General features: G+C 56.4%; 16 protein-coding genes, 1 tRNA gene and 1 pseudogene. 7 read left to right on the top strand and 11 right to left on the bottom strand.

The features are described from left to right. Positions 1–114 precede the first annotated feature (114 nt). From groL to J0F90_RS01645, 3 genes are all read right to left on the bottom strand, one after another. Positions 115–1,761, bottom strand: a complete 1,647-nt coding sequence (groL, locus tag J0F90_RS01655; protein ID WP_033638928.1) for a chaperonin GroEL — start codon at positions 1,759–1,761, stop codon at positions 115–117. A gap of 44 nt (positions 1,762–1,805) precedes the next feature. Then, positions 1,806–2,099: a co-chaperone GroES gene (locus tag J0F90_RS01650; protein ID WP_004929661.1), complete on the bottom strand. Its 294-nt coding sequence runs from the start codon at positions 2,097–2,099 to the stop codon at positions 1,806–1,808. 189 nt (positions 2,100–2,288) lie between these two features. Continuing rightward, positions 2,289–2,777, bottom strand: a complete 489-nt coding sequence (locus J0F90_RS01645; protein ID WP_004929660.1) for an FxsA family protein — start codon at positions 2,775–2,777, stop codon at positions 2,289–2,291. Positions 2,778–3,145: 368 nt separating this feature from the next. Here J0F90_RS01645 and aspA point away from each other — a divergent pair, with 368 nt between their 5' ends. The 7 genes and pseudogenes from aspA to J0F90_RS01610 all read left to right on the top strand — a co-directional run. Further along, positions 3,146–4,582, top strand: a complete 1,437-nt coding sequence (aspA, locus tag J0F90_RS01640) for an aspartate ammonia-lyase (protein WP_004929659.1) — start codon at positions 3,146–3,148, stop codon at positions 4,580–4,582. A 125-nt stretch (positions 4,583–4,707) separates the two neighbouring features. Next, positions 4,708–6,009, top strand: a complete 1,302-nt coding sequence (locus J0F90_RS01635; RefSeq protein WP_016929379.1) for an anaerobic C4-dicarboxylate transporter — start codon at positions 4,708–4,710, stop codon at positions 6,007–6,009. Positions 6,010–6,118: 109 nt separating this feature from the next. Continuing rightward, on the top strand, positions 6,119–6,442 hold the full coding sequence (gene cutA / locus J0F90_RS01630) for a divalent cation tolerance protein CutA (RefSeq protein WP_004929657.1): 324 nt from the start codon (positions 6,119–6,121) through the stop codon (positions 6,440–6,442). Further along, positions 6,418–8,142 (top strand): protein-disulfide reductase DsbD, encoded by a 1,725-nt coding sequence (locus J0F90_RS01625; protein ID WP_033638929.1) that lies wholly within the window; start codon positions 6,418–6,420, stop codon positions 8,140–8,142. The genes cutA and J0F90_RS01625 overlap by 25 nt, the downstream gene beginning before the upstream one ends. Before the next feature lie 39 nt (positions 8,143–8,181). Then, entirely contained in the window at positions 8,182–8,757 is a 576-nt protein-coding gene (gene dicD, locus J0F90_RS01620) for a division control transcriptional repressor DicD (RefSeq protein ID WP_015376374.1), read from the top strand. A 160-nt stretch (positions 8,758–8,917) separates the two neighbouring features. After that, positions 8,918–8,993, top strand: a tRNA-Phe gene (locus J0F90_RS01615). Positions 8,994–9,123: 130 nt separating this feature from the next. Continuing rightward, positions 9,124–9,350: pseudogene (locus tag J0F90_RS01610) on the top strand (YdhR family protein); the annotation flags it as partial. Positions 9,351–9,734: 384 nt separating this feature from the next. On the opposite strand, the gene J0F90_RS01605 reads toward J0F90_RS01610, so the two are convergent. From J0F90_RS01605 to J0F90_RS01570, 8 genes are all read right to left on the bottom strand, one after another. Further along, the gene (locus J0F90_RS01605; protein WP_033638930.1) at positions 9,735–10,019 is read right to left on the bottom strand and encodes a hypothetical protein; all 285 of its coding nucleotides are present in this window, start codon (positions 10,017–10,019) and stop codon (positions 9,735–9,737) included. 116 nt (positions 10,020–10,135) lie between these two features. Continuing rightward, the gene (locus tag J0F90_RS01600; RefSeq protein WP_033638931.1) at positions 10,136–10,681 is read right to left on the bottom strand and encodes a helix-turn-helix transcriptional regulator; all 546 of its coding nucleotides are present in this window, start codon (positions 10,679–10,681) and stop codon (positions 10,136–10,138) included. Between the two features lie 171 nt (positions 10,682–10,852). Next, positions 10,853–11,659: an MrpH family fimbial adhesin gene (locus J0F90_RS01595; RefSeq protein ID WP_126186593.1), complete on the bottom strand. Its 807-nt coding sequence runs from the start codon at positions 11,657–11,659 to the stop codon at positions 10,853–10,855. A gap of 117 nt (positions 11,660–11,776) precedes the next feature. Next, a complete protein-coding gene (locus tag J0F90_RS01590; protein WP_033638932.1) occupies positions 11,777–12,265 on the bottom strand; it encodes a fimbrial protein in 489 nt (162 codons plus the stop codon). A 12-nt stretch (positions 12,266–12,277) separates the two neighbouring features. Then, positions 12,278–12,781, bottom strand: coding sequence for a fimbrial protein (locus tag J0F90_RS01585; RefSeq protein WP_227944634.1), 504 nt, complete (start codon positions 12,779–12,781; stop codon positions 12,278–12,280). A gap of 50 nt (positions 12,782–12,831) precedes the next feature. Further along, a complete protein-coding gene (locus J0F90_RS01580; protein ID WP_033638933.1) occupies positions 12,832–13,488 on the bottom strand; it encodes a fimbrial protein in 657 nt (218 codons plus the stop codon). A gap of 20 nt (positions 13,489–13,508) precedes the next feature. Further along, positions 13,509–14,039, bottom strand: a complete 531-nt coding sequence (locus J0F90_RS01575; RefSeq protein ID WP_033638934.1) for a fimbrial protein — start codon at positions 14,037–14,039, stop codon at positions 13,509–13,511. A 31-nt stretch (positions 14,040–14,070) separates the two neighbouring features. Next, positions 14,071–14,826 (bottom strand): fimbria/pilus periplasmic chaperone, encoded by a 756-nt coding sequence (locus J0F90_RS01570; protein ID WP_033641323.1) that lies wholly within the window; start codon positions 14,824–14,826, stop codon positions 14,071–14,073.

Genomic DNA, 14,826 nt, shown 5'->3' with positions numbered 1-14,826 from the left:
TTAAATCGCCTCCGGCGGCAAAAATATCATCAAATACAGTGCGGCGGCGCTCAGGCATAAAAAAACCCCGGTCACTTGACCGGGGTTCTCAGCACACAAGCGTGTGGGGGATGATTACATCATGCCGCCCATACCGCCCATGCCACCCATGCCACCTGCTGCGCCCAGATCCGGTGCGTCAGCCTTCGGCAGGTCGGTGACCATGCATTCGGTTGTGATCATCAGGCCAGCCACGGAAGCCGCGTACTGCAGAGCAGAACGGGTCACTTTGGTTGGATCCAGGATACCCATCGCGATCATATCGCCGTATTCTTCAGAGTAAGCGTTGTAGCCGTAGCTGCCTTCGCCCGCTTTCACCTGGTTGGCGATAACGGAAGCTTCTTCACCGGCGTTGACCACGATCTGACGCAGAGGGGCTTCCATCGCGCGCAGCGCAACTTTGATACCCACGTTCTGGTCTTCGTTGTCGCCTTTCAGCGCGGCGATTTTGCCTGCAACGCGGATCAGCGCGACGCCACCGCCGGCAACCACGCCTTCTTCCACTGCAGCGCGGGTCGCGTGCAGGGCGTCTTCAACGCGTGCTTTCTTCTCTTTCATTTCAACTTCAGTCGCTGCGCCAACCTTGATAACGGCAACGCCGCCGGCCAGTTTCGCTACGCGCTCCTGCAGTTTTTCACGATCGTAGTCAGAGGTCGCTTCTTCGATCTGCTGACGGATCTGAGCAACGCGGCCCTGGATGGTCGCTTCGTCGCCCACGCCATCGATGATGATGGTGGTGTCTTTGTTGATGACAACGCGTTTCGCCTGGCCCAGGTCTTCCAGGGTGGCTTTTTCCAGCTCCAGACCGATCTCTTCAGAGATAACGGTACCGGCAGTCAGGGTAGCGATGTCCTGCAGCATGTCTTTACGACGGTCGCCGAAGCCAGGCGCCTTAACGGCAGCCACTTTCACGATGCCGCGCATGGTGTTGACCACCAGGGTCGCCAGCGCTTCACCTTCAACGTCTTCAGCGATGATCAGCAGCGGTTTGCCTGCTTTGGCAACGGCTTCCAGCACCGGCAGCATTTCGCGGATGTTGGAGATCTTCTTGTCAGCCAGCAGGATGAACGGGCTTTCCAGCTCAACAGAACCGGTTTCCGGCTTGTTGATGAAGTATGGGGACAGGTAACCGCGGTCGAACTGCATACCTTCAACCACGTCCAGTTCGTCTTGCAGGCCGGTGCCTTCTTCAACGGTGATAACGCCTTCTTTGCCCACTTTCTCCATCGCTTCCGCGATCAGTTTACCCACGGTTTCGTCGGAGTTGGCGGAGATGGTGCCGACCTGAGCGATAGCTTTGGAGTCGGAGCAAGGCACGGACAGTTTTTTCAGTTCTTCAACCGCAGCGACAACCGCTTTGTCGATGCCGCGCTTCAGATCCATCGGGTTCATGCCTGCAGCAACCGCTTTCAGGCCTTCGGTGATGATGGATTGAGCCAGTACGGTTGCAGTGGTGGTGCCGTCGCCCGCCGCGTCGTTCGCTTTGGAGGCCACTTCTTTCACCATCTGTGCGCCCATGTTCTCGAACTTGTCTTCCAGTTCGATTTCACGCGCAACGGAAACGCCGTCTTTGGTGATGGTCGGCGCGCCGAAAGATTTATCCAGCACTACGTTGCGGCCTTTCGGGCCCAGGGTCACTTTTACTGCATCAGCGAGAACATTCACGCCGCGGAGCATTTTCACGCGAGCGTCATTGCCGAATTTTACGTCTTTAGCTGCCATTGGTATTTCCCTTCAACTCGTTCAGTTCAGAAGATAAAGCGCAATTACGCTTCAACAATTGCCAGAATGTCGCTTTCGGACATGATCAACACTTCTTCATTGTCGATCTTCTCTGCTTTCACGCCGTAGCCGTCGTTGAAAATCACGATATCGCCAACTTTCACATCCAGCGGTTGGATGTTGCCGTTTTCCAGCACACGCCCTTTACCCACTGCAACCACTTCACCGCGAGTGGATTTACCCGCAGCAGAGCCAGTCAGGACGATGCCGCCAGCAGATTTTGATTCAACTTCTTTGCGCTTGACGATAACGCGGTCATGCAATGGACGAATACTCATTGAACGCTCTCCTGTAAGAAGGTCTCTATCAGATTTAGGGTTGTACACCGGATGGTTGTTATTACCGGCCTCGTGGCATTTGAGATGGGGGCGTTCCAGCCCCCTTCAAGGGGGCTAACGAAAAAAATTTCGCATTTTTGGTTCGGCGAGTGCCGCAGAGATGAAAAACGCGGCCTGGGCCGCGTTTGCTTAACGATCGTGAGGTTTGCGATCCTCGTCCGGGCGGTGTTCCAGCACCGGGCGCTCGTCGTCCTTACGCTGGAATTCGCCGTCAAAGGTGTTGCCGTTGGCGGCGTCGCCGCCCGTCCAACCGCCGGGGCGATACACCGACAGATGCGGCATCAGCTTCAGCGTCAGCGATTTTTGCACTGGCGGCAGCAGCAGCAGCAGGCCGAGGAAGTCGGTGAAGAAGCCCGGAATCAGCAGCAGGAAGCCCGCCAGCACCAGCGAAACGCTTTTCACCATTTCCGCCGCCGGGCTTTCGCCGGCCGCCAGTTTTTGCTGCATCTGGACGAAGGTTTTCATGCCCTGATTGCGCACCAGCGAAATGCCGACGCAGGAGCTGAACACCACCAGCAACAGGGTGACAGCCACGCCGAGCACGGCGGCGACTTTGATAAAGATGGATATTTCTATGTAAGCCAGCAGAAATATCAGCAGTAGCGGTAACCAGCGCACCTGGTTCTCCTATCGGTAGGTAAAGCGCGGCCGCCACGGGGGCGACGGCGCGAAAAAAGAGGCCGTAAACGGCCGACACCATTACAATGAGGGCATCCCCCCACCATTTCAACCGAGAGCCGGTTTTTATTGCTAAAGTTCACAAACGTGAAAGAAGTCACAGAACCGGAAAAGGGCATATCCTTAAACGCCATAAGGTGATCTGGATTCAGTCATTTCTTATCAACCAGCATATGATCTGGGCAGCAACGGGCGATTTGGTTAATCGTTTCACGCCCCAAGCCTTCGGCAATATTAATTTAGGCTGTGCCCTTTAGCCTTGACCTGACAAATTATTAATTCGGCAGCAACACATAGAGAAGGTTCTCATGTCAAACAACATTCGTATCGAAGAAGACCTGTTAGGAACACGTGAAGTCCCCGCAGACGCTTACTACGGAGTTCACACTCTGCGTGCGATTGAAAACTTCTACATCAGCAACAGCAAAATCAGCGATGTCCCCGAGTTCGTTCGCGGCATGGTGATGGTGAAAAAGGCCGCGGCGATGGCCAACAAAGAACTCAAAACCATCCCGCGCAAAATCGCCGACGTGATCATCCAGGCCTGCGACGAGGTGCTGGATAAAGGCAAGTGCATGGATCAGTTCCCGGTGGACGTATTCCAGGGTGGCGCGGGCACCTCGCTGAACATGAACACCAACGAAGTGCTGGCGAACATCGGCCTGGAGCTGATGGGCCATCAAAAAGGCGAATACCAGTACCTGAATCCGAACGATCACCTCAATAAATGCCAGTCCACCAACGACGCCTACCCGACCGGATTCCGCATCGCGGTGTACGCCTCCAACCAGAAACTGATCGACGCCATCAACCAGCTGCGCGAAGGCTTCGATCGCAAGGCGAAAGAGTTCGAAACCATTCTGAAAATGGGCCGCACCCAGCTGCAGGACGCGGTGCCAATGACCCTCGGCCAGGAATTCCACGCCTTCAGCGTGCTGCTGAATGAAGAGACCCGCAACCTGCACCGCACCGCGGAGCTGCTGCTGGAAGTGAACCTGGGCGCCACCGCCATCGGCACCGCGCTCAACACTCCGGAAGGCTATCAGCCGCTGGCGGTGCAAAAACTGGCGGAAGTCAGCGGCCTGCCGGTGGTGCCGGCGGAAGACCTGATCGAGGCCACCTCCGACTGCGGCGCCTACGTGATGGTGCACAGCGCGCTCAAACGCCTGGCGGTGAAACTGTCCAAAATCTGCAACGACCTGCGCCTGCTCTCCTCCGGCCCGCGCGCCGGCCTGAACGAAATCAACCTGCCGGAGCTGCAGGCGGGATCGTCCATCATGCCGGCCAAAGTGAACCCGGTGGTGCCGGAAGTGGTCAATCAGGTGTGTTTCAAGGTGATTGGCAACGACACTTGCGTTACCATGGCGGCCGAAGCGGGCCAGCTGCAGTTGAACGTGATGGAGCCGGTGATCGGCCAGGCGATGTTCGAGTCGATCCACATCCTGACCAACGCCTGTTATAACCTGCTGGAAAAATGCATTAACGGCATCACCGCGAATAAAGAAGTCTGCGAACACTACGTCTTCAACTCGATCGGTATCGTCACCTATCTGAACCCGTTCATCGGCCACCACAACGGTGACATCGTCGGGAAGATCTGCGCCGAAACCGGCAAGAGCGTGCGCGAAGTGGTGCTGGAACGCGGCCTGCTGACCGAAGCCGAGCTGGATGACATCTTCTCCGTGGAGAACCTGATGCACCCAGCCTATAAAGCCAAACGCTATACGGATGAAAATGAACAATAACAGACCTACCCGGTAGCCCTGAAAGGCACGCTAAATCCTCTGGATAGCGTGCCTTTTTACTTTCCGGCGCCCACAAAATTTTAACGTTTGATTTTCAATTTCTCTCATTTTAAGGAGTAAACACTATGCTAGCCGTAGAATTGGTTATCGTTCTGCTGGCCATCTTTTTAGGGGCCAGGTTGGGCGGTATCGGTATCGGGTTCGCGGGGGGGTTGGGCGTTCTGGTCCTGGCGCTGATCGGCGTCAAGCCAGGCAGCATTCCCTTCGACGTGATTTCCATCATCATGGCGGTGATCGCGGCGATCTCCGCGATGCAGGTCGCCGGGGGGATGGACTACCTGGTGCAGCAGACCGAAAAGCTGCTGCGCAAGAACCCCAAGCACATCACCATTCTCGCTCCTATCGTCACCTACTTCCTGACCATCTTCGCCGGCACCGGCAACATCTCGCTCTCGGCGCTGCCGGTGATCGCCGAAGTGGCGAAAGAACAGGGCATTAAACCTTGCCGGCCGCTGTCGACCGCCGTCGTCTCCGCCCAGATCGCCATCACCGCCTCGCCGATCTCCGCCGCGGTGGTGTACATGTCTTCGGTGATGGAAGGCCACGGCGTCAGCTACCTGCATCTGCTGATGGTGGTGATCCCGTCCACCTTCTGCGCGGTGCTGGTGATGTCGCTGCTGGTGACCTGGCTGTTCGACTCCAAACTGTCTAACGACCCGGTGTACCTGAAACGCCTGGAAGAGGGTCTGATCACCCTGCGCGGCAACAACGCGCTGGCGATCAAGCCGCGCGCCAAAACCTCGGTGCTGCTGTTCCTGCTGGGCGTGCTGTGCGTGGTCGCCTACGCCATCATCAACAGCCCGGGCCTGGGCCTGGTGGCCAAGCCGCTGATGAACACCACCAACGCCATCCTGATCATCATGCTGAGCGTCGCCACGCTGACCACCCTGCTGTGCCGCGTCGACACTGACATGGTGCTGAACTCCAGCACCTTCAAGGCCGGCATGAGCGCCTGTATCTGTATCCTCGGCGTCGCCTGGCTGGGCGACACCTTCGTACAGGCCAACATCGACTGGATCAAAGAGACGGCCGGCAGCGTCATTCAGGCGCACCCGTGGCTGCTGGCGGTGATCTTCTTCTTCTGCTCGGCGCTGCTGTACTCGCAGGCCGCCACCGCCAAGGCGCTGATGCCGATGGCGCTGGCGCTGAACGTGTCGCCGCTGACCGCCGTCGCCTCCTTCGCCGCCGTTTCCGGCCTGTTCATCCTGCCGACCTACCCGACGCTGGTCGCCGCGGTGCAGATGGACGATACCGGCACCACGCGCATCGGCCGCTTCGTGTTCAACCATCCGTTCTTCATTCCCGGCACTATGGGCGTGATCTTCGCGGTGGTATTCGGCTTCCTGCTCGGCAGCGTCATGCTGTAACGCTTCGACCGGGGCTGCGGCCCCGGTTTTCCTTTTGGCGATAAACTCGCCTTCTAGCCAATCCGCCTTCAGGGTATAGTGCCCATTCAAACCGATGAGAGGGCTGAAGATGTCTGATTGCGAAGCTGTCGTCATACTCTGTACCGCACCCGATGAAGCCAGCGCCCAGGAACTGGCGGCGCGGGTCTTGGGCGATAAGCTGGCGGCCTGCGCCACGCTGCTGCCCGGCGCCACCTCGCTGTATTACTGGGAAGGGAAACTGGAACAGGAATACGAAGTGCAGATGCTGTTCAAAAGCGATCGCCGCCGTCAGCAAGCCCTGCTCGACACCCTGAAACAACATCACCCTTACCAGACGCCCGAGCTGCTGGTCTTGCCGGTGATGGCCGGAGATAAAGACTACCTGTTATGGATCAACGCTTCCTTAAACTGATTTTGCTGCTCTGCAGCCTGTGCTTCCTGCCGCAGGCGGCACAGGCTTCGCTGTTCGCGCCGAAGGGCGGCAGCCAGTTCGTGCCCGTCGATCGGGCCTTCGCTTTCGATTTCAAACAGCAAGGCAACCAGGTAACGCTGAACTGGCAGATCCGCCCCGGCTACTACCTGTATCGCCAGCAGATCAAACTGGTGCCGCAGCAGGCGACGCTCGGCGCCTTTACCCTGCCCGAAGGGTTGAGCCACAAGGACGAGTTCTTCGGCGAAGTGGCGATTTTCAAACAGCAGTTGAGTCTGCAGGTGCCGCTGCAACAGGCGGCGGCCAACGCCAGCCTCAACGTCACCTATCAGGGCTGCGCCGAAGCCGGTTTTTGCTACCCGCCGGAAACCCGGGTCATCCCGCTGGATGCGGTCAGCGCCGGCGCTGACGCCCCGCGTCCGGCGGCTGCCTCTGAACCAGCCGAACAATCCGCAACACCGGCCAGCCTGCCGTTCTCGCCGCTGTGGGCATTGCTGATCGGCATCGGCATCGCCTTCACCCCGTGCGTGCTGCCGATGTACCCGCTGATCTCCGGCATCATCCTCGGCCACGACCGGCCGCAAAGCAGCGGCCGCATTCTGGCGCTGGCGGTGGTTTACGTGCAGGGCATGGCGCTCACCTACACCTTGCTGGGCTTGGTGGTGGCCGCCGCCGGATTGCAGTTCCAGGCGGCGCTGCAGCATCCTTACGTCCTGATTGGCCTGTCGGTGCTGTTCATCGCGCTGGCGCTGTCGATGTTCGGCCTCTATTCCCTGCAGCTGCCCTCGGCGCTGCAAACCCGGCTGGCGAACTGGAGCAATACCCAGCGCGGCGGCTCGCTGACCGGCGTGTTCCTGATGGGCGCTCTGGCCGGATTGATTTGCTCGCCCTGCACCACCGCGCCGCTCAGCGCCATCCTGCTGTATATCGCCCAGAGCGGTAACCTGTGGGCCGGCGGCGGCACGCTGTACCTGTATGCGCTGGGGATGGGGATCCCGCTGGTGATCGTCACCCTGTTCGGCAACCGCCTGCTGCCGCGCAGCGGCCCGTGGATGCAGTACGTGAAAGAAGCCTTCGGCTTCGTCATTCTGGCGCTGCCGGTGTTCCTGCTGGAGCGAGTGATCGGCGATCTGTGGGGCCTGCGCCTGTGGAGCCTGCTCGGCCTGGCGTTCTTCGGCTGGGCCTTCGCCCTGAGCCTGAGAAGCACGCGCGGCTGGACGCGCGCTCTGCAACTGCTGCTGCTGGCGGCAGCGGTGATCGCCGCGCGGCCGCTGCAGGACTGGGCTTTCGGCGCCGACCAGGCGCAGCAGGCGGCTCAACCGCATCTGGCCTTTACCCGCATCAACAACGTCGAACAGCTCGATCTGGCGCTGCAACAGGCGCGGGGCAAACCGGTGATGCTGGACCTGTACGCCGACTGGTGCGTAGCCTGCAAAGAGTTCGAGAAATACACCTTCAGCGATGCGGCGGTGCAGGCGAGCCTGGCCAACGCAGTATTGCTGCAGGCGGATGTGACCGCCAACAGCGCCGAACAGGCGGCGCTGCTGAAGCACCTGCAGGTGCTGGGGCTGCCGACGATCCTGTTCTTCGATCCGGCAGGCCGCGAGCTGACGGCCGAGCGGGTCACCGGTTTTATGAAGGCGGAAGCCTTCAACGCGCATTTGCAGAAAGTGATGCGATAACTGACACTGAAGATCGGAAGTGAATGGGAGGAAGCACAAGTGCAACGTGAACACGTCCTTGATACCGCGCTGGGCCTGTTGGAACAACAGGGCCTGGCGACCGCCACATTAGAGATGCTGGCGGAAAAACTCGACGTTCAGCCCGGCGATCTCAAACGGTTCTGGCCGGATCGCGAAGCGCTGCTGTACGACTGCCTGCGCTACCACGGCCAGCAGATCGACACCTGGCGCCGCCAGCTGCTGCTGGATGAAAACCTGAGCCCGCAGCAAAAGCTGCTGGCGCGCTATGACGTACTGGCGGAATACGTGCAGCAAGACCGCTATCCCGGCTGCCTGTTTATCGCCGCCTGCAGCTTCTTCCCAGAAACGGATCACCCGATCCACCAACTGGCGGAGCAGCAAAAGCTGACCTCGCTGGAGCTGACCCGCGAACTGCTGCGCGACATGGACGCCGACGACGCCGACATGGTGGCGCAGCAAATGGAGCTGATTCAGGAAGGCTGCCTGAGCAAACTGCTGGTAAAACGTCAGCTCCAGGACGTATCGGTCGCCAAACGGCTGGCGGAAGACATCTTGCAGGTGGCGCAGTGCCGCCGCAACGGGGCGTTGAGCTGAATCGGCCGGGTTGGCTGCGCAGCCAACCCAAGGTGATAGCCAGAACAGGCGCATTTTTTGCGCCCTTTGCCTGAAAAGCCAGCAACCGGAGGCATTTTAACGTCTTTCACGCATAAAGCCGTTGACGGCTTTCGGCCAATACGGTTTAATGCTGCGCGTTGCCCGGATAGCTCAGTCGGTAGAGCAGGGGATTGAAAATCCCCGTGTCCTTGGTTCGATTCCGAGTCCGGGCACCATATTCAGAAGAACCCGCCTATGGCGGGTTTTTCGCTTTCTGGGGTACGGACTCTCCATCGAACTACGTTCGATTATGCGGTCTGAAGACCTCACCCTGCGGGCCAGCGCTCAAGCGCTGTTCAACGCGGCGCCAGCGCCGGGCTGGCCCATTCCATCGCCGAATAACCGGGTTTGATTTGGAAAATCAGTCAGTTGGGGAAGCCGGCGGCGTTTATCTGTTTCGCGATCTCGCCAGCGCCGAGGCTTATCTGGCGATGCACAGCGCTCGCCTCAAGAGCTTCGGCATCGTTGATATCAACGCAAATATCTTCGCCGTCAATGAGCCCTTGTCGCGCCTTAATCGTTGGCCGGAATAGCGCTGCCACTATGCCGGTGAGAGCGGTGCATTAGCACAATGCCTTACCGCGGGAGACTACATTCGCCAAAAGCACAGTCTCCCGCTGCTATCTGTGGCTGATTAGCCGAACCACCCGGTGGTAAAAATCTTCTTGAATGGCCAGCCGCCTTTTCCGCATACGCTTCGCATGCTGATAAAAACAATAAAGACTCAACGCCAGTAGCCCGAGCGCCAGATAAAACAGATCCACTTCACCGTCCTTGGGTTTATTCAGCAGACATCGAGAGCTAACGCACCCAAATAAATCACTAATAAAAGTACGCCTGTCGTTAATGTGATGCGGGAGTTAACGGCAAGACACAAAAAAGCAGGCGATTATCTCCCTGCTTTTTCGCCTGACGATTTATTGACAAATGGCGGCATACTTCTTCATAAACGGTGAGCTGCAAAGGGATATAATCCTGTCGTTCTTTTCTTTCTCTTTAGGGTTTGCCACGCCGTTATTTTCCCCGATGCACTGTCCGGCGTTCTGGCCGTTGCCCGCTATACACTGGCCGATATTGCTATTGCCTGCGCCATTGGTGCTGCCCTGATTCCCTTGCACATGTTGATTGCCATTAAAACCGGCCTGCGCATAGGAGGCCACCAAAACGCAGGCACCAATCAGTGAAACAATCATTCTTCCCATGAATTAATCTCCTTTATATTATTAACCAGCTCTGAGTGAACTGCATAACTATGAACAAGTATCTGGTCCGAGGAGAGAATAACAAATTTCAGCGAAGAGAATATCCCTCATCAAAGTTAGGAATATTCTCCCTCATAGGATAACAGCCAATAAATAAAGTCATGGCTCCGATTTAGCATCAGCTTACTCATTATGGAACGCTTATGGCTGTGCACCGTTTTGACGCTCACGCCCATTATTCTGGCAGCCTGTGATTGATCAAGGCCGCTTCTCAGATAATTCACCACCTGGCGTTCGCGGCAGGTAAGCTTACAGCGCTCAAGCTGGCCTGCAGAATGCGCGCCCTCCAGCATCTCGCTCAGCAATTCGAACAGACGCTGGCGATCGTCGGTGCGATACAGCACTCGATTCGCTTTCGACGCGGCAAAATATCGCTCTTTGATGGTGACGACAGGCGCCGCCGCTTCGCTATAGCCGGTTCTGCGCCAGCGCTGAGCGCGCCGGCTCGCGGAAGCGATCACCACATCCGGCTGCACCGCACCGCCGGGCGCTAAAAAGCGTACTGCCTGATGGTTGGCTTGCGCATATTGCATAATGCTGTACCGCAGGCCGGCGGCAAAATAACGGTTTTCGTCATCAATAAGAAAACTAATTGACTTCACTATATATCCCTCCTGGCGTAAAATAGCACCTCACTCATTTGGCAAAGTGTTATTTTAAATTTAATATTCTTGTTAATTTATATTAAACCCTTATGTGACCTTGAAAGCATTTGATTATCTAAAACTGAGGTGCTGTAACACCATTCTAACACCCCACACAGTTATCTGATTTTACGGCAGACCCAAGATAATAACGCTTGATCCCTGAAAATCGCCTGTCGCGCCGGTATATCCACTTAAGGTGGAAGAGAGCGTAAACGTTTTTCCAGACGGACCAACCACGTCACTATATCCCTGCCCCAGATCGGTACCATTCACTTTTAACTGACTTATTAACCCACCACCAAGAGACAATTGCCCCTGGGAATTTTTTGACTTAATCGCTAAATTAAAGTCATTGTTGCAGGTCACATGAATTGGTTTACTGACGGTATTACCGTTAACCGAGTCGCCACTTAAGGAACCATGATTAAGCTCAATATAAGGCTCAGTAATACTGCAAAAAGTTGGCAATATTTCAGTTTTAGGACACTCCGATACGCCACCGGGCACTGGAACCATCGATGCCGTGCTTGGTCCAGTGATAACGTAATATCCAATATAAAAACAATAATCAATGTATGGATACCAAGCGCTACGCCGAATTTCTTTATTCAAATATCCCTGCTCCCTAAATACTCTAGCCAGCTCCCCCATAGTCCGCATATCAGAAACCCTATCCGGCATGGGAAAATTGTCGTCGTAAAAATAGGCGCCATCACGAATCCCATAAATTCCCAGCATACACCCCATACCGGAAGTCCTACATCCGAAAAGTATATTCTTAGCTGGGTCATCCTCATCCCAGCGGATGACTTTCACCTTAAATATTTTTTGCTGTGGATAAAGTTTTATATCCATTTCCCAGGCAGCTCTTACTTGATTAGTTATTAGCAAGAGCGTACTTAGCATAATAATGCATCTTACGACCTTTTTCATAAGCCCTCACAAAATCATATAAATTAGTGAATACAAAGAATATCGCTTATCATTGATTACAAGATGAAATTTAACTGACACCTAGTAATATAAGAGGCCTACCGCAAGAAAAATCCCTTACTGATAATCAGCCTGTAAGGTCGCCGTGGCGGAAAACGCGCCCTCGATCAACGTCGAGCCCGGCTTGGCTATCGGTACCGCCTCCAGCAGCGGTAAATCACCGGGTACAATGTTTAACGGCGTATTGATAATAAATGGCGTATTATTTTGGTAAATTCGGATGCCGAGATCGAGTTTATTGGTCTGTAGCGCGGCGCGCTCAAAGCTGACGCCACCCTTTAACGTCAACGTCATTTGCCAGGGCAAAGCGCCGCGTTCACAGGTGATGCTATAATCAATAGTCTGGCGATAAATCTTCCCATCAACCTTATTCACCCCCACCCGGTCACCGAAATCGACATCAATTTTTTTTCCGCCGTTAATCGTGCAGGGCGGCGGAGCAATAAGCCCGCCGCGAAACGTCATGTTTACCCCTTCAGCAGCCTCAAGGGAGACATATGGCGCTACCAACAAAAATAAATAAACCGCTGTCACGTTCTTATTCATCTCTTATCCTTGCTATTGATAATCGACATACAGCATGGCGGAAGCGGTAAATTCTCCCGTTTTTAAATCGGCTCCACTCTTTTTTACCGGCACCGCATAGAGATCGATAAGATTGGGATAGTTAAAATTCACCCAGCTGTTGATCGGCAACTTCTTTCCCGGCTGCTGCTGTTCAAAGGCGATCCCTAACCCATCCCTGCTGGTTCTTAATACCGTGCCGTCATAGACCGCGCCATCCCCTTTAATTTGCAGCTTCATGGCGTTCTTAGCCTGCTCATCACATTTCAGGCTATAATCTATTTTCTTGCGATATGCATCCCCATCAATACGGGTGGTCATGATCTCGTCGCCAAAATTCACGTATATCTGCTGCTTCTCGTTCAATATGCAGGGCAATGGCGCCATAATCGTCACTTTAACCGTTATCGGTGTTTCTGCATTGCCATTGCCCCCCCATAGCATGCCCGTGAACATCAGCAGGCAAGAAAGCTCTCTTCTACTTAAACGCGTCTTCACATGTCCTCCTTGCCTGTTCCGCCGCATTGGGCACGCTATTTCCACCGTGCTTAGTCATAACTAAGGTTAAAATCTATTCTTGCCTGATAAACTCCTGCTCTTAGCGGCGACAGCGTACGTTCAGGAATAATCGTGTAGGTTAAAACGTCGGTACCCGGCTTTACCCATAGCGGCGCCCCTCTGCTGCCTAAACGGGCATCCCGGCCGTATTGATCCAACAGTCGAAGGCCAAACCCCGTGGCCCCCGCCACTCTCACCAGGTGCGAATCATCTTTATCGGCCGGCGCCTTAAAGCTCACCCGCACCGCAGGCTGATCCGCCGCCCAACTCAGCGCTCCGGTTCGTTCATCCCGGCTGGCAGCCCGAGAGTTCAGACAGTCGCGCAGCCGCAGCTCAAACTGCACCGATGTGCCGCGATCGCCCAACTGGGCCAACCGCCCTGTAGTCACTTCGCCCAGAGCAATGTCCTGCCGCGCGCTGTCCATCTCCAGACGACAGGCATTTACCGCCAACGAACCATGCACGTAGAGCACACCGTTAGCCCCCTCGACCTCCCAGTTGTCCACCGCCTGCGCCGCCGGCAACAACCACAGCAGCGCGGTCAGGCTCAGCGGCGCCATCAGCGCCAACCCGCCCAGCACCGCGTAGTAGCGCAGCTCGGCACACAGCTGCCGCCTGTCGTCCGTTATCAATCCTTTACCTGCCATCCGCCGTTCTCCTTGTCGGTTTATTCATATTCCAGGCCAAAGGTGGCGACGGCGGAAAATGCGCCGAGACCGATGCTCTTTTGTGCGAGCGCCGTCGGCTCACCCTGCACATAAACCCGCAGGGCCAGGCTAGTGCTGCCGCTGGCCAGCGTCATCTCCTGACTGGGCTTATTGAGCGCCACCGGCTTACCTTCCGCCGTTTCCAACCCCAATGCGATACCGCTGGCCTGGCTGCCGCCATCCAGCGCCAGCAGGTCAGGCAATTCAAGACTCTTATTGCCGCTGAAGGTTATCTTTACCGTTTGACCGAGACTAAGATCGCAATCTTGCAACGTCAGAGTAAACGGCTTGGTCGGCGTACGGCCATTGGCATAAAGGTACTTGTCGATGACCGTGCCAAAATCCAAACGGATGTCCTCATCTCCCGGTTTAAGCGTGCAAGGCTCCGCCACCAGCGCACCGTGAAACAACATATTGTCCGCCGCCATCACCGATCCGGCTGCCATCCCTGCCACCAGCGCCAGCACACATCCCAGTCGCTTGCTCTTCATGCCGCCTCCTCCCGCTCAACGCCCTGGCGTATTACTCCGCCGCCTTCTTCTCTGGCACCACCGTGCAGGCGCTGCCGCTGCAGTTGAAACTTAGCGGCGGCCGGCCGCCGTAGTCGTTGATGTAGGTCAGCACCGGGCTGTTGCCCACGCTGCCCGCGCTTACCGTTAACGGCGTGCTACCCTTCGGCGGCACCATAAACGGCTCGAAGCCTTTGGCACCTTCAACGCCCTTGCGATTGGCGGCATCTACAATAGTGACGTAGTACGGCGTTGGGTTGTTGACGATGTACTTGTCACCCTGCTTGCTCAGCGTCAGCTGTTCCTGCCACGGCGCCGCGTTGCGTTCCGGCGCGATCGCCGCCGGGCGGTAGAACAGTTTGATACGCGTCTGCAATGCGATTTGCAGCGAGTTCGGTTTGTTGCTCTTCGGCGGGATCTCGCGCAGGTTGAAGTAGTACAGCGTCTCGCGGTCCTGCGGCAGCATTTTCGCCGCCGGCAGCGCCTGGATCTTCACCTGACTCGGCTTGCCCGGCTCGATGCGCTGCACCGGCGGCAGTACCGTCAGCGGGCTCTGGATCTTGTTGCCCTGCTCATCCTCCAGCCAGCCCTGGGCCAGGTACGGCAGCTGCTTGTTCTGATTGCTCACGCTCAGGCTCACCGACTGCACGCCGCCATCGAAGATCACTCGGGTACGGTCCAATGCGATGGCTGCCTGCGCCGTCGGTGCCAGGACGCCGGCCAATAAAGTGGTCGTGGCCAACAGACCGATAACATTACGTTGCTTCAT

It is taken from the genome of Serratia marcescens subsp. marcescens ATCC 13880 (assembly GCF_017299535.1).
Taxonomy (GTDB): domain Bacteria; phylum Pseudomonadota; class Gammaproteobacteria; order Enterobacterales; family Enterobacteriaceae; genus Serratia; species Serratia marcescens.
The sequence above is the reverse complement of the archived record's forward strand: the minus strand, read 5'-3'. Positions and strand labels throughout refer to the sequence as shown.